Origin of the sequence: Ahniella affigens (genome assembly GCF_003015185.1) — a bacterium.
In the GTDB taxonomy this organism is placed as follows: Bacteria; Pseudomonadota; Gammaproteobacteria; order Xanthomonadales; family Ahniellaceae; genus Ahniella; species Ahniella affigens.
The window spans coordinates 3,422,904-3,442,440 of sequence record NZ_CP027860.1; the positions used below are offsets into that span (position 1 = coordinate 3,422,904).

The window sequence follows — 19,537 nt, forward strand, 5'->3', positions numbered from 1 at the left end:
ATCTCAATACACTCAGCCATGCCCTCCTGCCCTGCTGGCTCATGAAACGACGTCACCTGCTGCTGACCGGCGCCAGTGCTGCAGCCCTGGCTGCTTGCTCGGATCGCCCTGAACCGTCTGCCACCGCGAGCGGCACGGCGACGCGTGTGCAATGGCGCATGGCCACAAGTTGGCCACCCGACTCGCCGGGTCTCAGTGCATCAGCAGCACGCCTCGCCGCTCGCATTGGCGCGGCAAGCGGCGGCCGCATTCAGATCGACGTGTCCGATGCCAATGAGGTCGTGCCGCCTTTCGGCGTGTTGGATGCCGTTGCCGAAGGCACGGTCCAGATGGGTCACAGTGCCGCGTACTACTGGCAATCGCGACTGCCTGCGGCGCCGTTCTTCTGCACGATTCCGTTCGGCATGCGGGCCGACGAAATCTCGGCCTGGTTCCAAACCGGGAACGGCCTCGCATTCTGGGAAGAACTCTATGCGCCGCTCGGGGTACTGCCTATTCCGTGCGGCAATACTGGTGTGCAGACCGCCGCCTGGTCGAATCGCGAAATAGCGAGTCTCGAAGACTTGCAAGGCCTGAAGATCCGCATTCCAGGCCTCGGCGCAGCGGTACTCAGCAAGTTGGGTGCACAGCCGCTGGCGGTCCCCGGGACCCAACTGCTGCAAGCCTTGCGTGGCGGCCAAATCGATGCCGCCGAGTGGTTGGCGCCGATGAACGATCTCGCCTTCGGGCTGCATCGCGTCGCGCGCTATTGCTACTACCCAGGATGGCAAGAGCCCGGCGCGGTGCTTGAGTGCCTGCTGCACAAACCGAGCTTCGACGCCCTGAGCGCTGATCTGCAAACCATCATCCGTGCCTGTTGTGCTGAAGAATACGAACGCTGCCGCGTGGAGTTTCAGCGCGGCAATGTCGAAGCATTGAAGACGCTCTCCGACACATTCAAAACCGAGTTTCGCCGACTACCCGACTCCGTGTCCGAAGCACTCCGCCGCGCCTCAACGCGCGTGCTCGATGAACTCGCAGCGCGCGATGCCTTTGCCGCCCGAGTCCTGGCCGACTATCGCGCGTTTCAGCAAGCGTTGGGGCCCTGGCGGTCCATGTCCGAAACCGCGTACGAGCAGATTCGATAAACGCGCGCGAACGTCGACACCGACACGCCGCCCGCCTCCGACACCACCTCAACCGAATTGCTTTCTGGCGGCAACAACCTGCGGACCGCTTTGTCTTTGAATCCTTGTCCGTATCTGGCGACTGCTCATCTTTTCCAAAGGTCGTTCGCTTCTCAGGCACCAATCAGCCAGTACGGTGCGCCATCCACCGTTGTGGCAAGGCGCAATCCAAAGCGCTGCGCAGGCGCTGCACCGTGGCGAATCAATGCGTGGATATCACTGATCACGTCCCTGGCTTCCGCAACATAGCCATGACCCAGCAGGCTCACATCGGCATTCGTCGCGTTAACCGTGTCAATGCCAGCCGCCGTGGTGATGGGCGGCATCAGCCCGGCGCGAGGGAAATCGTGTAGCCAGCCTGATGCCTCCACCGCAATATCGCGGGATGAAACGTATAAAGTGGTGCGTTCCGACAGCAGCGTGTAAGCCTTGCACAGCTCCTGGAACTTGCGAGCATCAATATCTGCTGCAGCCAAAATAATCTGACCGAAGCGCACACCGCTGCGCCGCTCCGCGTTCTGTGCGATTTGGCTCACAGCGCGCAGCAAACCGCGATTGCCCATGCTGTGGGCGATCACATGGACCCGCCGCGCACCAGTTCGCATCGCCATGTCGCACAGGAAATCGGCGATCGGTGTTTCTTCCAGCTCGACCGAAGCTTCGTCGGCCGGGTACATCTTGACGCTGCCCCGAGAGGCCCAGCTGTAAAAGGCCATGGCGCCTTTGATCTGCAGATCGAAGCCGATTTGCGCAGCACGTAATGCGGCCTCTTCAAAGCTCACGTTGAAGCCATGGATGAACACCACCGCGTCTTGGTCTTCGACGTTGCTTTGCCGGAGATGCTGCTGCATTTTTTGAAAGAAGGCGTCAACTTGCAACGAATCTGTCGTCAACACGCGCATTCGGTCGTCGGTGGCACTCAGAAGACGCTTCCACCAAGGAGAACCGGTGGAACCCACCTTGTGCGATTTGGGGATAAAGACTTTGCAGATGCCGTAGTGAATGCAATGGTCGCGCTCCACGCCAAAACCGAGAGACGGGTTTGCCCGGTCAAGCGGCTTGCGGCTGGTGGCGTACCAGACAGGGTACTCCGCGTCAGCTTGCGTGCCACTTGGCTGCAGGCCGACCGTGCGCAAGAGGTGGCGCGCTAACGCGCGGACCAATCCCGGTTGGGCTGCGGCAGTTCGATCGGTCTGCTGCATCGCTCCCCCCGTTGCTGGCACTTGGCTCTGCAGCACGGCCAACAGGTCGGAAACTTCGATCTGCCCGTCGCTCCGTGAGAAGGTGCTGTGCGCGTTGGATACCATCGTCTGCAGGGATTCTCGGAAGCGGGCGTCGCCAGCGAGGATCTGCAATGCCGAGCGCGCAATATCTCCCTCACTCGTGATCTCTTCGGGCGCGGCCACCAACGAGAGCGCGTCGGCGATGCCCTGAGCCTGCCGCTGCACTAACTCAGGCTTGGGCAATCCAGTGCCCAATGCACGAATGAAGCGTCGCAGCAACGCAACAGCATCTGCGTCGCTCAGCGCCTGGATCTGATTCAAAAGATCACTCACTTTGTTCTCCAGATGATCCTGTTCGGAGGTCGGCGAGGCGGCCGAGCGAGCGTTTGACCATATCACCGTAGTGCCTGTCGCCCGTGCGCTCGAAAGCTGCAAGCGCCTTGCGGTACCAAGCCTCGGCCACGTCAAAGTCGCGCCGGTGTATCGCCAAGTTGCCGAGCTGTCCGTAGGAGATCGCCGCGCCGTTCTGGTTGCCCTGCCGCTCTTTGATCGCCAAGGACTTGCGATACCAAGCCTCGGCCGCGTCGAAGTCGCGCCGCTCCTCGGCGACCCTGCCGAGCTGGTGATAGGTAATCGCCGCGTAGTGCTCGTCACCCTGTCGCTCCCAGATCGCCAAGGACTTGCGGTACCAAGCCTCGGCCGCGTCGAAGTCGCGCCGCTCCTGGGCGACCACGCCGAGCTGGTGATAGGTAATCGCCGCGCCGTGATCGTTGCCCTGCCGCTCTTTGATCGCCAAGGACTTGCGGTACCAAGCCTCGGCCGCGTCGAAGTCGCGCCGCTCTTCGGCGACCCTGCCGAACTGGTGATAGGTGACCGCCGCGCGGTGCTCGTCACCCCGTCGCTCCCAGATCGCCAAGGACTTGCGGCACCAAGCCTCGGCCGCGTCGAAGTTGCGCCGCTCCTGCGCGACCACGCCGAGGTGGTGATAGATGCTCGCCGCGCCTTGCTCGTTGTTCTGCCGCTCTTCAATCGCCAAGGACTTGCGGTACCAAGCCTCGGCCGCGTCGAAGTCGCGCCGCTCCTGGGCCACCCTTCCGAGCTGGTGGTAGGTGAGCGCCGCGCCGTGCTCGTTGCCCTGCCGCTCTTCAATCGCCAAGGACTTGCGGTACCAAGCCTCGGCCGCGTCGAATTCTCTCCGCTCCTGGGCGACCCTGCCGAGCTGGTGATAGGGCGTTGCAGCCAGGTCCTCGCGCGCCCGGTGTTCGCAAATTTTGGCATAGGCTTCATAGTGCTGCGCCGCTAGTGCCAGATTGCGTCGATTCAACGCGTAGACCGCCTGAGCCTGAAGTAAAGCGCCGCACTCGTCCAGATCGTTACGGCTTTGTGCCAGCTCCAGTGCACGCTGAAAGCTGTCCCCGAAAATCGCAAACACCGGGCGCTGTTCATGCAGCTCCTTTGGCGCGTAGTTATCCGCCAAGCTGGCCATGACGAGACAAAATCCCTGCTCCCAGGCCTGCCGCGTCGCCGTATCCATCTGCACACTGCGCAAACGCGTCTGACGAGCCAATGCTGGGTGCATCTCGTAAACGTTGTTGCCCAAGCCGCGTACTAGGCCGGCCAGCTCCAGTAACTCCAGCGCCTGGCACACCTGCGCCAGCTCAAAGGGCTGCTGCGCCTGCTGGGCCATTTCCGTCAGGAAGTCCGCATCGATATAGCCTTCATGCAAGCCGATGGGCAACAGCAGTGGGCGCAAGGCTTCGGGTAGACCTGCTTCGATGTAGCGCAGCGTCGCGTACAGCCATTGCTCCACCGGGTCGCTGCTGTCGGCCTGATGCAGATACTGCTCGACGTCCAGCCTAAGCTGTTTCGAAGGGGTAGAAGCCAGCTTGGGTAGAATGGCACGCATCATCAGCGGATGGCCCATCAGGCTGTCGATGAGTTTCGTTGTGGCTTCGTCGCGCGGATCAAGCTTCAAGCCCTGGTCGGCCAGAATGGCCTGTGCCAGCTCCTGGCGCTCTTCACCTTCCAGCCCGCCCAGCGCCATGCGATAGCAGGCCACCGTGCCCAGCCACTGCTCGTCGCTGCGGCTGGTGATCAGCACCCGGCTACGCCCGCCACGCAACTGCTCCAGCCACTGCTTGAGCTGCTGGCGCTCGGGTGCCGGCATTGCCTCCAATTCGGTGCCGCCCGCATCCGCCGCACCACTGGCGCTCTCGAAGTTGTCCCACACAATCAGCACCGCGTGCTCGCGAAGCGCCTGAATCAACGCCGGCCACTTTTGCGCATCGGGTAGCGCCATCGCATCGGTGCCGAACAGTTCCTCGACCAGCCGATTGCGCAAGTAGTCAAAGGAGCGCACCTCGGCCAAGCTTTGCCAAATGACTTTGTCGGGCAGGCCTTGTGTGTGCGCCAACCACTCAATGTAGCCACGCGCCAGCGTGGTCTTGCCCACGCCGCCCAAGCCGTGCAGCAGCAGCGCCGGTGGTGCTCGGCGACTGGCCCGCTCAAGCTCCAGCACCGCACTGTCGCGGCCGATGACACCGTGCGGCGCATGGCTGGCCTGCACACGCGCCGCCTCGGGAATCCGATCCAGACCGGACTGGTGCGGCTGCATCGAAACCTTTGCGCGCCCCGAGAACGTCAATCTCACCGGATCCTGCTGATACAACACCGGCACCAGCCAGTCCTGCAACTCGACATCACCACGGCGCTGCGGCTTCGCCAGCATGGCGCCGCGTCCGCTGCGCGTGGCTTCCGCCACGTTTCCAGTGATGAACAGCTGGCGGTAAAACGCCGGAAGGAACTGTCGCGCGCCACTGACGTACAGCGAGTAGCCCATCGCCACCACACTGCGTACACCCGCGCGCAGCAGCGCCGTGGCCACCGACGCAAAAGCGTCCTCGGCCTGTTCATTGATCATCGCCGACTGGCAGGCATTGAGCACCGCGATCGGAATGCCGTGCTCGCGCAGTAACTGGCTAAGCTGCGCTCCCGTGATGGCATCGTCGCTGCCGTCAGCGTTCTCGAACACCAGTTGGCCCTGCGGGCTCTTGAATCGGTCGGCACTGCCACCGGACACGGAACCAAATCCGCCGTGGCCATCGAAATGCACGATGTGGTAATGCCCGGGATGGGCTTGCAGCTCTCGGCGGAGCTGCTCGAAGGTGGGCGGGCGCAGCAGCTTCACCTCCGCCGGTAACTGCTCCTGCTGGATCAGTTCCACCAACGGACGCGTGATGCTGCGGTAGGCGATGTCATTCTGGTACGGCCGCGCAGTGACAAGCAGAATGCACACCCGATCCTTCGGCAGCCCCTCGGGCAGCGGCATCGGTTCCGGCGCTTTGTCGAGCTGGCGTTCAATGCGACACAGATGGGCTAGATCGCCTACCTGCGGATCAGACAATGCCTCCCACGGCCAAGACAGCACCCGCGCGTCGTCGCTGGCCACGACCAGATGCAGATCTTTGTGACCGCCTCGCGTGGCGTCCCGGTAGAAGTCACGCGCTTGCCCCTGTCCGAACAACGCATCAAAACTCCGGCGGCCCCACTCGCGCAAGGCAGCCTGCACACGATCCGCCCGCGCTTCGTTCGGGCCCGTCGGCAGGTCAAGGTAACTCTCCAGATACCATGCCAGTTCATGGCCCAAATCCAGTTCACTGCCGCCCAGCTTGCGCGATAGCGGGTCCTCCAGCACTACCGGAGGCCCCGCCTGCGCACCCCGTCGGTCCACCCGTTGGACCTCGAAGCTTAAGGATGCGTCGGGTCGGTGGCGGATTAACAGGCAATCGCGCGTTGCATCGTCAGCCGTCATTGCGATGTCCTCAAGTGGGTCTTTCGGATCTCATGGGCCGATCAGCCAGTACGGATTGCCGTCCGTCATGGTGGAAGGGCGCGAGCCGAAGCGCCGCACCAATCACCGCCCCAGCTTCGGCGACTTGCCAAGGCCAGGCAGGCTCACATCGGCATTTGAGAAAACAGCAAGCAGAATACACAATGCGATGCGGCTTTTGCGGATTGCCAAGCGATGCGCAAAATCCCTACTTAAAATTCGATACGCTCAAGTCCAGCAAATTCTGACCTGGGCACGCAAGGCCCCAGTTCATGGTTGCAACTTAAGCGGGGAGCCATGAGGGAGTCAAGACACCCAAAAACCCAAGAAACTCGCATCAAAGAGCGGTCTTGACCCCAGGCACCACCCTGCTGGGTGCCCGGCCTCAGAATTTTCTGAAGGACTAATGGGTGTCTCGATGTGCGTCCTCTCGATGAGCGTCCGCGACTACCCGCACTGCCTGAGACGATATTGGGACTGGCTCAGGCGAGCTTACAGTGGCTGCCGTAGCGGGTCAGCCTGAGCGAATGGTTAGGCATCACCGCGCACGACAAGTGAAACCCGACTCTGCGGAACACAGCGTAGCCGTTGAAGTAGCCGCGGGTTGACAGATAGGTGATCAAGAATTCGGTCGTAGGTCATGACCACAACTGACGGGTCACGATTCACCCCAGCCCATCGCTCCTGTCGCTTCGCGCTGCGCTCAACTTGGGTTCTTCTTCCGGCCAAGAGTACGCACCGAATCATTATCCGTCGATACTTGAACGTAGAGCGATGAAAAACTCGCCGAAAGACATCCTTCAGATGGTTTGGGTACTGGGCGCACCACTGATCCCAGTCACGAAGCTGCTGAAGTGCCCGCGAGAACTCAGAAGTGAAGAGCCCATCCGATTTTCGGAACATCTGAATCTTAGGCGACTCAATCTCGACCAGAGTAATCAGACAATGAGCGGAGTTCTCAGATATGAAGGCAAAGTCGGTCACGTACTCGTCAGCCAGTCGCAGCTTTGAGATTACGACATTGCCCTTCGGTCCGTTGTGGAGATCGTATAGCCCAGGAATAAGTATTGGGTTCGTCTCAAGGAAGTACTGCATCTGCGCTTCGCATGTCGCAGACCGCAAGAACTTCTCGTACTTCGATCGAAGCTGCTGCTCTTCAAAGTCAAGAACCTTGCGCTGTTCCGCATCAAGGAAAAGCGAAGAATCCCCTCGCAGAAGGCGGTCGTTGTAGGTAGCCACGGCGGTCTAGTTGTGGTGCCTAATGAAGCTGTAAAAAGAGCAACCTTGATGTTGCTTGGTTCCGTGATTGAGCGCAAGCGAGTCGGCGGCGGCGCGTTACAACTTTGTCGACATGAGCCCGCGGTATCTGCCGGCGTTGCTGGTGGCTCAGCTGCTGCCTGGTTCGTTTGCCCCTGCGACGGACCATCTGAGGGATGCACTGGACTTGTCTGGTTTCGACCCGCGCGATCGGAACGACTTGACCGGCGCACCGCGCATGCGCCGTCGATCCTGTTGAAGGCGGTGCTGCTGGCTGGCTGGCTTGCTCGCAAGCAATTGCGCTCGCTCGCGCCATTGAACGGGCCGGCCGTGACAACGTTCTGTTCATCGCAATCACCGGCGACACCAAGCGGCACTTTACGACCATTGCCGACTCTGTTAGCCGCTCGCGTGATGCGATTGCGTTGGGGTTCGCGCATGTTCTGGTGATTCTCGGTAACCAGACCGTGTGAAAACACTGAGGGACCTGCTCGAGCAACCTGGCCAGTCCCGTTCGGAAGCGATAATGAGCGCAAGCGATGGGTCAGCTTGCCGCGAGCTCGAAACCCGCCCCGGATCAAGTCCGGGGCGACGAATCGCGAGCGTGTTCGTCGTGGCAAAACCGGCGCTTCAGACGTCACGAGGGTTCGAATTTACAGGGAATTCCAATCCACGTCTCGTCACTTGGGGCCCCTAGCGGGGTCTTAGCTGACCCCCACCAATTCCCGGACTTATGCATCACAGCAGCTTGGCAGCGACGCTAGATGCGCGAGATTCGCCGTAAACTCTCAGGGCAGGGCAACCTAGCCAATCGCGTTCGCTGGCGATGAGGAGCGCAAGCGATGAGTCAGCTTGCCGCGAGCTTGAAACTCACCCCGGATCAAGTCCGGGGTGACGAGAGGTGGATTGGAGTTTCTTCGGAAACCGAACCTTCCCGGCGTCTGAAGCAACGGCATTGCCACGACAGACACACCCGCGATTAGTCACCCGGGACTTGATCCGGAGTGAGGTTGAAGTTTTTACAGTCGCACAGAGGCTATGTTGAAACGCCAAATGCTGTCCTGTCCCAGCGCTTTTTTGCCAGCCTGCCGGGGCCCTAGCGCTAGGCCCTAGCGGACACCTCACCAATTCCCGAACTTGTGCATCACAGCAGTCTGGCAGCGACACTAGATGCGCGAGATTCCCCGCAAACAACAAGGGCAGAGCAACCGAGCCAATCGCGTTCGCCAGCGATGATGAGCGTAAGCGATGGGTCAGCTTGCCGCGAGCTTGAAACTCACCCCGGATCAAGTCCGGGGTGACGAGAGGTGGATTGGAGTTTCTATGGACAACCATTCAGCGCGCACACAGGCCATGGATGGCCTGTCCGCGGTGCAAACGCGGCAACGGTTACTTCGACTAGAACGTTTCGGGACCCGGCCTTCGCCGGGGCCGGCTCGGCGCTGGACGCGCAATTTAAAAAAAGGCCCAGGCCGGGCATTTTTCAAAGGCAAGGCATTTTTCAAAGCCAAACTATCAGCGCCTTTCAAACGCCAATCACGGATGCGCCGCTGGATCCTCTTCGTGCTGGCGTTCGTGGCGGATCAGGTAGATGCCGCTGGCAATCAGGAAGCCGGCGCCGAGCAACGTGATGCCATCGGGCAACACTGACCACAGCACCCAGTCAATCAGCACGCCCCAAATCAGCGCCGTGTACTCGAATGGCGCAATCATGGAGGCCTCGCCTTGATGAAACGCATACGTCACCGCGAACTGAGCAACGGTGCCCGTTATCCCGATGACGACGAGCGGCAACACATGCTTCGTTTCGAGGGCGACCCAATTTGGCGCGGCAATCGCACCACCGATGATAGTCATCAGCAGGCAGAGCCAGAACATCATGGATTCGATGCTGTCGTGCCGTGCAATGACGCGCACGGTGATCGCTGAAACAGCGTACGCCGTCGCCGAAATCAGCACCATCAGCCCACCCAGACTGAGCATGCCATCGCCCGTCGGCCGGAGGATCACGATGACGCCGATAAAGCCGAACAGGATCGCGTACCAGCGCTTGCGGTCCACCTGCTCTTTCAGAAACCAGGCCGCCATCGCCGTAATGATCAACGGTGCGACGAAAAACAGCGAATACGCGTTCGCCAAGGACATGCCGCGCAGCGCATAGGCAAAACTACCGAGCATCAGGACGCCCAGCGTCGCGCGCAACAGATGCAGCGGCCAGTGCACTGCCTTCAACGCAGACAAGCGGCCGGCAAGCACGGCATAGAGCACAATCAACGGCAGCGAACTAGCCGCACGAAGCGTGGCCACCTGCACCGACGGCAGGGTGCCCGCCAGCACTTTGAGGCCAGTGTCCATGATTGCGAACATTGCCACGGCACAGAGCATGGCCAACATGGGCCGAAGTTTGCGGCCCGACGCGACGCTAGTCATCTCGTTTCAGGAGCGCGAGTCGTTTGCATGTACGATCGAAGCTTCGAGGTACTCAATCGCGTCTTTCGATTCTTTGAGTCCGAGTCCAGTCGCCTCGCGCAGCAGCTTGATGGCTTCGATCTTGCTGCCGCGACCAAGCGCTTCAAGGATGTTGGCTTCGACTGCGACTGAGACCCCCAATTTGGCAAGATCAAGCGATGCGGGAACACCCAAGTCAACCCCCAGCCGATGCATCGACGACGGCGCACTGGCCGCCGGCTGCGAGGCGGGTGCGGGCTTGTTGCCGAGGATGCCGCGCAAGAGAAAACCAAACACAGCGCCGATCATCATGCCGGCGACAATTGGTGGCACGCCGAGATTGGCAAAGAATGCCGAGAACTGCTCAATCATGATGTCCTCCCACTCGCCTGCTGGCCAGACGGACCATGACTTGGGAGTCTGACAGAGCCGGCGAGCGGGTGACAATCACCGCGCTCGCCGACGTTCACGTGTCGCCGGGTTGGCGTCAGCGCATCAGGCAGCGGCTTCCAGTGCCGCGATCCGTTCGCCAATCGGCGGATGCGACATGAACAAACGCGCCATCTGCCGACGTGCTCCCGAGATCCCCATCGCCTGGGTGCCTTCGGGCAACGTGCTGTCGTACTGATCTCCGCCCAGTCGACGCAGCGCGTTGATCATGCTGCGGCGTGACGCGAGTGCCGCTCCACCCGCATCAGCGCGGAATTCACGACGACGCGAGAACCACATCACAATGACCGACGCCAGGATGCCGAACACGATCTGAGCCAGGAAATGCACCACGTGGTACACCAAGGTGGCGAACCCATTCGACTCGTCTTCCCGGCTCTGCATGAACCCGGCCACGATGCGCGCCAGAATCGAACTCAAGAACACGACGAACGTGTTCAGCACGCCTTGGATCAGCGTCAGCGTCACCATGTCGCCATTGGCAACGTGACTGACCTCGTGACCCAACACCGCCTCCACTTCGTCCCTTGTCATGCGCGACAACAAGCCGGTGGACACTGCGACGAGCGCCGCATTCCGATTCCATCCGGTCGCAAACGCATTCATTTCGGGTGCCTGATAGATCGCCACGTCCGGCATGCCGATGCCCGCTTGCTCGGCTTGGCGGGCAACGGTCGTCAACAACCAGCGCTCTGCCTCATTGCGTGGCTGCGTAATGATCGTGGCGCCCGTCTGCCATTTTGCAATGGTCTTCGACATCAAGAGCGAGATGATCGAACCGGTGAAGCCAATGACGGCCGAGATCAGCAACAGGCCGCCCAAGCCACTTTGCCGGCCGATTCCAGTGATACTCAGCACCAGTCCAAGGACCAGCATGATCGCCAGGTTGGTGCCGACAAAAAGCAGGATTCTGAGCATGGTTGTTCACCAGTGATTGCAGGGATGACCTAGATGTGATGGATTTCGACGTTGATTCAAGCGCGCCGTTGGCAACAATTTAGACAGATGAACAACTCGTTGAAAGACAGTGAGTACCGCGGTCGCTTTGCGCCCTCGCCGAGTGGACCGCTGCATTTCGGTTCACTGGTTGCCGCGCTGGGGAGTTACCTGACCGCGCGTGCGGCCGGCGGTCGCTGGTTGATCCGAATCGAAGACATCGACCCGCTCCGTGAGCAGCCCGGCGCGAGCTTGGCGTTTCTGGACACGCTCTCGGCGTTTGGCATGCAGTCCGACGAACCGGTTTGGTTTCAAAGCCGGCGGTTGGCGCATTATCGGCAGGCCCTTGAACAGCTCATCGCGAGTGGGCACGCCTATTCGTGCATGTGTTCGCGCGCGCAGTTGCAAGCGTTCGGCGGCATCCACCCCGCAGTCTGTCCTGACGGGAGCGACGGTGATCGCCCGCGTAGTTGGCGACTGCGCGTCGAATCGGCGGGCTCGATCGTCACGGATGACCGGCGATCTGGGGCGTTCAGTCAGTCTTTGGCAGACACTGTGGGCGACTTTGTCATCTGGCGATCCGACGACTGGCCGGCGTACCAACTCGCCGTGGTGGTCGATGACGCCGCCCAAGGTATTACCGAGGTGGTGCGCGGCGCGGACCTCTTGGATTCGACGCCCCGACAGATCTGGTTGCAGCGTTGTCTGGGCTTCCCACAGCCGGGCTATCTGCATCTGCCACTCGCAGTCGACGCCGAAGGTCGCAAACTCAGCAAATCGGATGCCGCGCGCCCCATCGATGCGACGAACCCACTCCCCAGTCTGCGCGCGGCGCTCGCCTTTCTGGGACAGGACGCCGTCATGGCCGATCAACCGGACGCATTTCTTGCCGAGGCAGTCGCACAATTCGACGACAAACGTATTCCAGCAACAAACACACGTTTGATTGCCGGACTGAACCCGATCAGCCGCTAGAATGCAGTTTGTTTCAATTGCTTGGGAGTAGGTTCATGACATCACGTATTGCACTCGTCACCGGCGGCACGGGCGGCATCGGCACCGCCATTTGCCAAGGTTTGGCCAAGTCCGGCCACCGCGTGGCCACGAATTATCGCCATGAAGGCAAAGCAAAGACCTGGCAGGCCGAACAGAAAGCCCTGGGCTATGACTTCACGATCGTGCCGGGCGATGTGTCCGATGCGCAGTCGGCGGCAGAGATGATCAAAGCGGTCGAGGCCAGCTTGGGTCCGGTGGATATCTTGATCAACAACGCCGGCATCACGCGCGATACCACGTTCCATCGCATGACCGCCCTGCAGTGGCAGGAAGTCATCAACACCAATCTGAATTCCTGCTTCAACGTCACACGCGCCGTCATTGAGGGCATGCGCAATCGGGGCTTCGGTCGCGTGATTCAGATCTCGTCGATCAATGGTCAGAAGGGCCAATACGGTCAGGCGAACTACGCTGCGGCGAAGGCCGGCATGCATGGATTCACGATTTCGCTCGCCCAGGAAAACGCCAAGTTCGGGATCACCGTCAACACGGTGTCGCCCGGCTATGTGGCGACCGACATGGTCATGGCGGTGCCGGAAGAAGTGCGCGCGAAGATCGTTCAGCAGATCCCCACCGGCCGACTCGGCAAACCCGAAGAAATCGCCTACGCGGTGGGCTTTCTGGTTGACGAACGGGCAGCTTGGATCACGGGTGCCAATCTGTCGATCAACGGTGGTCACTACATGGGTTGGTAAGGCCCGCGCGTACGGCTGGCATTGAACTCGGCGCTCGCTTGCAATTGGACAAGTGAGCGCCCAAATGCCATCCTAGACACGTTGCATGACTACGGCACGTTGCAGTGTTCATGCATGGGAGGGTTGGTTGAACGTTGGCGAATCGGCTTGGCCGGTCTCGACTTGAAAGTCTGGCGACAGATCAGACTTCAGACGGAGATGCGTCCAGGCCAGCATGTGCAGGTTGGCAGGATCTGAACCTTGGGTGGCGATCAATGATGCGCACAGCGAGAGCGCCTGTGGCCGTGGGTCTGAAGCCGGTTGCCGGTTGTGATCTGAACGTGATTCCGAACATTTGTGCCGCATTGCGGCATCCCGGAGTCATGGCTAGTGCAATGCACAAAGCTTTGCTAAGTTCGACCGCAACATTCGGCGGGCGCTCGGTGAGGGGCGCCTCCGTTTCGGGTAACGGTCGTCGGCACGGACGCTGCGATTGCTGCCACATAAGAAGATCATAAGCCCATGGCTGCTCCACGCATTATCAAGAAGTACCCCAATCGGCGTCTCTACGACACCGAGATTTCCAGCTACATCACGATTGAAGATGTGCGTCAGCTCGTACTCGACGGCGAGGAATTCGAAGTCCGCGATGCGCGGACCGGCGAAGACCTGACCCGTGGTGTGCTCCTGCAAATCATTGCCGAGCACGAAGAGCGCGGCGCGCCGCTGTTTTCGACCAAGCTCCTCAGCCAGTTCATCCGCTTTTACGGCGATTCGATGCAGGGCTTCATGGGCAGCTATCTGGAACGCTCCATGCAGGCGTTTTTGGAACAGCAGCAGCAATTGCGCACGCAGATGAACAGCCTGCTCGGCCAAACGCCGTGGTCGGTGCTGAACGACATGACGGAGCGCAATCTGGAAGTCTGGAAGACCATGCAAACCAAGTTCTTCGAGGCGGCCCGCACCGGCAATCCTGCGCAACCGGCGCCGCCCGGCAGCAAACCTGGCACCGACAAAGTGCGCTAAGCCGCTGATTTGCAGCACGCCGGCGACATCCAGAGCCCAACGCTGACGACACCGCTTTGCCCCCACCACGGGGCAAGGCGTAGTTTGCCTGCACACGGCTGTTCATGACAAATCGTCAGCCCCGGCAGCAAAGGCGCTGCGTGCGTTGACTTTGGCGATTCGCCAAACCTAAGATCGGACGGTTCTGCAGTGCAGCATTTTTCACGTTCGACTTCTATCAAGGTTCAATCCATGACAAAACGCGTGGCAGTGGTCAGTGGCGGTATTGGCGGGCTGGGAACAGCCATCTGCAAACAACTGGCGGATTCCGGTCGGCGCGTCGTCGCCGCCGATCTCGCGGTGCGCGCCGAACGCGTCGCTGAATTCGAACAGGAAGTGGCCAGCTACCAGGGTCAGATTACGTTTGCCCCGGTCAATGTCGGCGACGAAGCGAGTTGTGCCGCGTTGATCGAACAGGTGCGGGCTGACGCAGGCGAGGTCGACATCCTCGTCAACGCGGCTGGCATCACCCGCGATACGACGCTGAAAAAGATGAGCACGCAGCAATGGCTGGATGTGATGAAGGTCAATCTCGACGGCGCGTTCTTCCTGACCCGGCAAGTGATTGATGGGATGAGCCAGCGCGGCTTTGGGCGCATCGTCAATATTTCCTCGGTCAACGGGCAGACCGGCCAGTTCGGGCAGACCAATTACTCGGCGTCAAAAGCGGGCCTGCACGGCTTTACGATGGCGTTGGCCAAGGAAGTGGCGCGCAAGGGTGTGACGGTCAACAGCGTGTCGCCAGGCTACTGCCGCACGGCAATGGTGATGGCGATTCCGGAAGACATCCGCAATCAGATCGTTGCGTCGATTCCGGTCGGCCGCATCGGCGAGCCCGAAGACATCGCGCGCGCCGTTGATTTTCTGAGCGGCGACCAGGCCGGGTTTATCACCGGCGTCAATCTGCCGGTCAACGGCGGGATGTTCATCAGCTTCTGAACGATCTTCAGTCGTCGCGACACTGCGACCGGCGGTATTAGGACCGCCGGTCAAAAACGTTCCACTTGGCCGACGGCGCGCATGCGGTCATCAATCTGATCAGACACAGACTCACGCGTTGGTTGTGCAACCTTTGCGATCCGGACGAAATAACCATTCTGATCGCAAGTAACCCGCTCCCCTGGCCCTCCCCAGCGCTCGCGGATGAGGTAGCGCTCCCTCTCCCACGCGAGTGGGAGAGGGCTGGGGAGAGGGCTACTTGCCACACTGTGCCGTCGTAAGAATCGCGCATCGTCGCTGACAGTTTGATGCGCGAATAAGCGCACCAAAGCGGCGGCTGGACTCTCATCAAACACGCCGTAACCCATTGGTTTTGCGAACCAATAAATTGCGATTGGTGACGATTCTGACCCCAAGCAGCCCCCTCCCCTGGCCCTCCCCCGCGCTCGCGGATGAGGGAGCGCTCCCTCTCCCACGCGAATGGGAGAGGGCTGGGGAGAGGGCTACTTGCCACACTGTGCCGTCGTAAGAATCGCGCATCGTCGCTGACAGTTTGATGCGCGAATAAGCGCACCAAAGCGGCGGCTGGACTCCCACGCGAGTGGGAGCGGGCTACTTGCCACACAGTGTCGTCGCGAAAATCCCGCACTGTCACTGACCGTTTGATGCGCGACCTAGCGTACTTTTCGTGCGACTGGAACGCCTATTTAAACGGCGATCGTCGTCCTGTTTGGGAACCCAATCGCATTGCCTCACCGCGCGGCATTCAGCACGAATCGCGTGCTCAAGGCTTCAGGATCTCGTCAACCAAGAACGTCTTCAGCTCGGGCGTCAACACAACGTGACCGAGGTTGCCCGTTGAACTGCACTTGAACGCGTGCAGCGCCGACGGACGATTCGGTAGATCGGTCAGATACAAGTCGGCACTGACAATCGCACAAGCACTCACACTGGGCACGAAGCAATGCCGCGCATGATAAAGCGTGCAGCGCGGGAGACTCCGCCACGCTTCTTCCCACGTGTTGCTCGTCCCACCCGGCGCGCCGTCTATGCGTTGACCACCATGTTCCCAGCGCCAGAACTCGACACCGTTAACCATCTCGACCACTTTGGCGACATGTTCGCCCGAGGCCCACATGTCGGCCCAATGGAAGATCGACAATGAGAAATTCAGCGCGTGTGCCCCGGCCGGCACCCCGTTGCCAACGCCGGTCCCAACGCCGTCCGCCACGCCGACACGCCGAACCTTCTGCGGCATCCAGCCTTGATCCAGCAGGTCGCGCACAAACGCGCTGCGCTGGGGCGACGCCAGCGGATATTTACGACCGTTCTCCCATTGCGCGTAAGGCGGTACCCACTGGAGCAACATCTGCTGCGCCGCCGGACTCGACATCAGGCGCGCCGAATCGGCGGCACGCTCACCACAGGGCTTGGCGGCATAAAGCTGGACAAAGGCTTGGGCGCTGACCGGAATGTTCGCGCCCTCATGGGGCGTATCAATCGAGAAATAGCAATTGGTGTGATGATCGATGCCCGCCTTTTCCATTTTGCACAAGGCGTAGCGCGCGACCAGCCCACCCATGCTGCCACCACCGGCCGCAATCTTTTCGGCGTTGTTCTTCTTCTGAATGATCGTGGTCACGCAACTTTGATACAGCGCGGCGCTGTCTTGAATGCTGCGCGTGCCATCTCGAAACCCCAGGATGATGATGTCGCGACCGCGCGCAATCAGTTCACGCGCAAACGTCGCTTGGTTGACCAGGGGCCATAGCTGATTCAGGGTGCGGCCGCCTGGGAACCCCTCGGCGATCAGGACCGGTTTTTCGATCTTGGTCCGCCGCGGTCCGTTGACGCGTGCATAGTAGACGTATGCCGTTGCCGCGGTTGGGCTCGATGAATCGGCAAAGGTCCACACCTCGTCCGTCACCGGTGCGGACTCGGCCACGTCAAACGCCAGACGCGCGTGTTGAACGGCGCCGTCGTCAAAGAATGTGGTCACGACAACCTGCTGCTCCCCGATGTCCGAAAACGCATAGTCCTGGATCGCACCGGGCACGAGCGACACGGTTTGGCCATCTGGCATACCAAGCTCAACGCGCACCAACGTACGCCCTCGGTTGCCCCGGTAACCATCCTGCGGCAGGCTGAGGCGGATCGATCGTCCATAGTGCTTGCCATTGACGCGCGCGAACAATGCGTAGTCAGCGGGCAACAACAAGCCGGCGAAGAATGCCTGCTTGCTTGCGACGGCGTCGGCCAAAGACATCGTCGCAGCGACGCCGGAATCATCCGAGGGGTTCGCGGACCGAGTCAACGTGGCAAACCAGCGTTTGCGCAAGCGCTCATACGCCACGTCGACCAGGACAATCGGCACCACGGCACGGTCATCGGCATCAGCAATTGCCGCATGATCTTCGTCGCCACTCGGCAACAGCCCCGGCACGTCGAGCTTGCCACCAATCGGGTCGGTGCCCCCAATCGCGCTCGCACACAACGATTCATACAAGGCCTCGAACTCAAGCTGGGTCAGTGCCGGCGAATCCGGACTACCCGTCAGCGAGTCGAGGCGCGTGGCATGCGTCGTACTGGTCAGCAGCATGCCGCTTGGCACCGTGTCGCGATTGGCTTGGTTCAGCAGTGCTGCAAGCGCGTGCTGGGTGGCTTGGTTACGAGTGCTTTCAATGGCATGACAAAGGAGCAGGTCTTCGGTGGTGTTCACGATTCGGTCCTCGAATATAGGTTGGGAAGACAGTCGAGCCGAATGGCGAGTGCAGAGTCGAGCCAACTGCCGGACTCTGCATCAATCTGAACAGGCCGCTATGCCCCGTCCAGACTGTCCCCAATTCGTGCGGCTGTATTGGTTCCTACGGAGCGAGGCGCGGGTTTTATCATTGCTCCGTGCCAACATCGTCTCGACCCATGCGCCCGTTCCCTGCCCCGACGCGGACAGCACATTCGGCCCGGACAAAGTCGGCCTGAAGGCCGCTTCGGGACGTACTCGGGCAATTTTCGGATCGGTGGCGCAGCCAATGGCAAGGCCTGCATTCCGCCACGTCGCGCGCCTCTATCATGCTGACCATCGCGCCAATCGATGCCAACGCCCAATGCCCCGCCGAGTTCCCCTGACGTATCTGACGCTAATCCTGGCGACATCGCTAGCCGGCTGCTCGATCGAGCAATTCGAAACCCACTATGAGACCGCAAGCGCCGCGCACGCCGACGGTGCCATCACACGTGGCTGGATTCCGGACTGGTTGCCTGATGCGGCCGTCAATATCCGCGAGCGCCACGATTTGGATACCAACGACTCCGTGCTTCGCTTTGAGCTTCCGAGCGGGGTACCGATGCCACGCCCTGATCACTGCGATCCCATCGTGCTGGCAGCTGCCACACCGGCTCGGCTGCGCGCAACGTGGTGGCCGGAATGGAACGAGGTTGCACGCGACTTTGAACTCTTTACCTGCACCGATGCCCGCGATCCCAGCGCGCTTAGTACTGGCACGCTTGGCATCAACCAGGCTGAGCGCGTTTGGATCTACTGGTGAACCAGCTGATCCGATCGATCTGGATGGATCAGGAGTGGCGAATCATCGTCGTGATCTACGCCATGATGGCGGTGCTCGCAGCGTATCCATTGCTCTGGCTGTGGCGCTTCGATGTGCTCGGTTACCCGGTCATTTCACACGATGATTATTGGCTGGGTCCGCCGCCGCGCCAACGTGCCGAATGCCTATCGGATGTTGGCAAGGTGATGCGCTGGATGTGCGCTGACGAGTCGGTGTTTCAGAGCCATGCGACATTCTGCGCCGCATGGCTGCGATACACCGGTTTGGTCAATGCTGGTGGCTCTCCGCGAGTTCGCGTTGACACTACCGACACGCGCGAACCTGAAACCTACTCACACTCGGCTTTGTAGGCCTCGCGTAATCGCTTCTTTTCGTCCCAAGAAATACTAGACCGCTCTTTAGCAAGTAGCGCCACGCCCTTGTTGTGACACTCAAGCTCCTTCTTGCGCTGCTGCGCTGCCGCTTCGGCCCGTTCACGCGCGGCCCGCTGCCGCTCGGCCTCTGCAAACGCTGGATCTTCGCGCGGCATGCAGGTTTCGTCAGCACGGATATCCACCACCGTGCCATCTTCGTATTTGCATGATTTACGGCCATCCATCCGCTCGTTGTACAAATCATGTTCCGTCTGCATGCGCTGATAGCGCTTGTTCGGCTCGTAGCCGGGATACGCGTCATACGGCGAGGCAGTGTCTGGCACCGCCAGATTCTTGCTGATGTCGCCCGTGCCCATCATCGGTTGTGCCCGGACCTCGATCGTGGACTCGTCCGGCTTGCTACCCGGGCACGGCGACTGTTGATAGGCCACAGCGCCATCGGCACCCTGGCATCGATAAATGGCTTCCGCGTGCGCGCTTGGCGCATTGCCAAACTGAGAACCAAACAACGCGAGCATGGGTATCGCAAGGCACCGCCGCATTGCATTGCTCCG

At 60.6% G+C, this 19,537-nt stretch carries 16 protein-coding genes; 8 read left to right on the plus strand and 8 right to left on the minus strand.

The genetic code is table 11. The annotated features are described in order from the left end of the window. Positions 1-41: 41 nt before the first annotated feature. Positions 42-1,127 (plus strand): TRAP transporter substrate-binding protein, encoded by a 1,086-nt coding sequence (locus C7S18_RS13235; protein WP_146151913.1) that lies wholly within the window; start codon positions 42-44, stop codon positions 1,125-1,127. A gap of 152 nt (positions 1,128-1,279) precedes the next feature. Here C7S18_RS13235 and C7S18_RS13240 read toward each other — a convergent pair whose 3' ends face one another. From C7S18_RS13240 to C7S18_RS25350, 3 genes are all read right to left on the minus strand, one after another. Continuing rightward, complete coding sequence (locus C7S18_RS13240) at positions 1,280-2,368, minus strand: alpha/beta hydrolase (protein WP_170113260.1); 1,089 nt, start codon at positions 2,366-2,368, stop codon at positions 1,280-1,282. Between the two features lie 346 nt (positions 2,369-2,714). Continuing rightward, a complete protein-coding gene (locus C7S18_RS13245) occupies positions 2,715-5,837 on the minus strand; it encodes a tetratricopeptide repeat protein (protein ID WP_170113261.1) in 3,123 nt (1,040 codons plus the stop codon). A gap of 912 nt (positions 5,838-6,749) precedes the next feature. After that, positions 6,750-7,313 carry a Shedu anti-phage system protein SduA domain-containing protein gene (locus C7S18_RS25350; protein WP_425481105.1) on the minus strand — a complete coding sequence of 188 codons (564 nt, stop codon included), beginning with the start codon at positions 7,311-7,313 and terminating at the stop codon, positions 6,750-6,752. Between the two features lie 211 nt (positions 7,314-7,524). On the opposite strand from C7S18_RS25350, the gene C7S18_RS13255 reads away from it, so the two are divergent. After that, positions 7,525-7,734, plus strand: coding sequence for a hypothetical protein (locus C7S18_RS13255; RefSeq protein WP_106892024.1), 210 nt, complete (start codon positions 7,525-7,527; stop codon positions 7,732-7,734). Between the two features lie 1,277 nt (positions 7,735-9,011). Here the strand turns inward: C7S18_RS13255 and C7S18_RS13260 are convergent. From C7S18_RS13260 to htpX, 3 genes are all read right to left on the minus strand, one after another. After that, the gene (locus C7S18_RS13260; RefSeq protein ID WP_206207902.1) at positions 9,012-9,905 is read right to left on the minus strand and encodes a DMT family transporter; all 894 of its coding nucleotides are present in this window, start codon (positions 9,903-9,905) and stop codon (positions 9,012-9,014) included. Positions 9,906-9,911: 6 nt separating this feature from the next. Further along, positions 9,912-10,295, minus strand: a complete 384-nt coding sequence (locus C7S18_RS13265; protein ID WP_206207903.1) for a ribosomal protein L7/L12 — start codon at positions 10,293-10,295, stop codon at positions 9,912-9,914. A gap of 123 nt (positions 10,296-10,418) precedes the next feature. Further along, positions 10,419-11,291: a protease HtpX gene (gene htpX / locus C7S18_RS13270; protein ID WP_106892025.1), complete on the minus strand. Its 873-nt coding sequence runs from the start codon at positions 11,289-11,291 to the stop codon at positions 10,419-10,421. A gap of 87 nt (positions 11,292-11,378) precedes the next feature. Here htpX and gluQRS point away from each other — a divergent pair, with 87 nt between their 5' ends. From gluQRS to phbB (C7S18_RS13295), 4 genes are all read left to right on the plus strand, one after another. Then, the gene (gluQRS, locus tag C7S18_RS13275; protein ID WP_106892026.1) at positions 11,379-12,284 is read left to right on the plus strand and encodes a tRNA glutamyl-Q(34) synthetase GluQRS; all 906 of its coding nucleotides are present in this window, start codon (positions 11,379-11,381) and stop codon (positions 12,282-12,284) included. A gap of 35 nt (positions 12,285-12,319) precedes the next feature. Further along, positions 12,320-13,060, plus strand: a complete 741-nt coding sequence (gene phbB, locus C7S18_RS13280) for an acetoacetyl-CoA reductase (protein ID WP_106892027.1) — start codon at positions 12,320-12,322, stop codon at positions 13,058-13,060. Between the two features lie 501 nt (positions 13,061-13,561). Continuing rightward, positions 13,562-14,065: a polyhydroxyalkanoate synthesis repressor PhaR gene (gene phaR, locus C7S18_RS13290; RefSeq protein WP_106892029.1), complete on the plus strand. Its 504-nt coding sequence runs from the start codon at positions 13,562-13,564 to the stop codon at positions 14,063-14,065. Between the two features lie 231 nt (positions 14,066-14,296). Next, positions 14,297-15,043, plus strand: coding sequence for an acetoacetyl-CoA reductase (phbB, locus tag C7S18_RS13295; protein ID WP_106892030.1), 747 nt, complete (start codon positions 14,297-14,299; stop codon positions 15,041-15,043). 784 nt (positions 15,044-15,827) lie between these two features. On the opposite strand, the gene C7S18_RS13305 is transcribed toward phbB (C7S18_RS13295), so the two are convergent. Next, on the minus strand, positions 15,828-17,762 hold the full coding sequence (locus C7S18_RS13305) for a lipase family protein (protein ID WP_106892032.1): 1,935 nt from the start codon (positions 17,760-17,762) through the stop codon (positions 15,828-15,830). 385 nt (positions 17,763-18,147) lie between these two features. Here C7S18_RS13305 and C7S18_RS13310 point away from each other — a divergent pair, with 385 nt between their 5' ends. Together C7S18_RS13310 and C7S18_RS13315 are read left to right on the plus strand one after the other, a co-directional pair. Further along, positions 18,148-18,588 carry a YbbD-related protein gene (locus C7S18_RS13310; RefSeq protein WP_106892033.1) on the plus strand — a complete coding sequence of 147 codons (441 nt, stop codon included), beginning with the start codon at positions 18,148-18,150 and terminating at the stop codon, positions 18,586-18,588. Then, entirely contained in the window at positions 18,585-18,959 is a 375-nt protein-coding gene (locus tag C7S18_RS13315; RefSeq protein ID WP_106892034.1) for a hypothetical protein, read from the plus strand. The genes C7S18_RS13310 and C7S18_RS13315 overlap by 4 nt, the downstream gene beginning before the upstream one ends. Here C7S18_RS13315 and C7S18_RS13320 read toward each other — a convergent pair. Then, a complete protein-coding gene (locus C7S18_RS13320; RefSeq protein WP_106892035.1) occupies positions 18,938-19,525 on the minus strand; it encodes a DUF4124 domain-containing protein in 588 nt (195 codons plus the stop codon). The genes C7S18_RS13315 and C7S18_RS13320 overlap by 22 nt on opposite strands. Between the last annotated feature and the right edge of the window lie 12 nt (positions 19,526-19,537).

Excerpts from the sequence above, each read along its gene's own strand:
- C7S18_RS13235 (WP_146151913.1), top strand. The coding sequence starts at position 42 with ATGAAACGACGTCACCTGCTGCTGACCGGCGCCAGTGCTGCAGCCCTG.
- C7S18_RS13240 (WP_170113260.1), bottom strand. The coding sequence starts at position 2,368 with ATGCAGCAGACCGATCGAACTGCCGCAGCCCAACCGGGATTGGTCCGC.
- C7S18_RS25350 (WP_425481105.1), bottom strand. The coding sequence starts at position 7,313 with ATGCAGTACTTCCTTGAGACGAACCCAATACTTATTCCTGGGCTATAC.
- C7S18_RS13260 (WP_206207902.1), bottom strand. The coding sequence starts at position 9,905 with ATGACTAGCGTCGCGTCGGGCCGCAAACTTCGGCCCATGTTGGCCATG.
- C7S18_RS13265 (WP_206207903.1), bottom strand. The coding sequence starts at position 10,295 with ATGATTGAGCAGTTCTCGGCATTCTTTGCCAATCTCGGCGTGCCACCA.
- htpX (WP_106892025.1), bottom strand. The coding sequence starts at position 11,291 with ATGCTCAGAATCCTGCTTTTTGTCGGCACCAACCTGGCGATCATGCTG.
- gluQRS (WP_106892026.1), top strand. The coding sequence starts at position 11,379 with ATGAACAACTCGTTGAAAGACAGTGAGTACCGCGGTCGCTTTGCGCCC.
- phbB (WP_106892027.1), top strand. The coding sequence starts at position 12,320 with ATGACATCACGTATTGCACTCGTCACCGGCGGCACGGGCGGCATCGGC.
- phaR (WP_106892029.1), top strand. The coding sequence starts at position 13,562 with ATGGCTGCTCCACGCATTATCAAGAAGTACCCCAATCGGCGTCTCTAC.
- phbB (WP_106892030.1), top strand. The coding sequence starts at position 14,297 with ATGACAAAACGCGTGGCAGTGGTCAGTGGCGGTATTGGCGGGCTGGGA.
- C7S18_RS13310 (WP_106892033.1), top strand. The coding sequence starts at position 18,148 with ATGCCCCGCCGAGTTCCCCTGACGTATCTGACGCTAATCCTGGCGACA.
- C7S18_RS13320 (WP_106892035.1), bottom strand. The coding sequence starts at position 19,525 with ATGCGGCGGTGCCTTGCGATACCCATGCTCGCGTTGTTTGGTTCTCAG.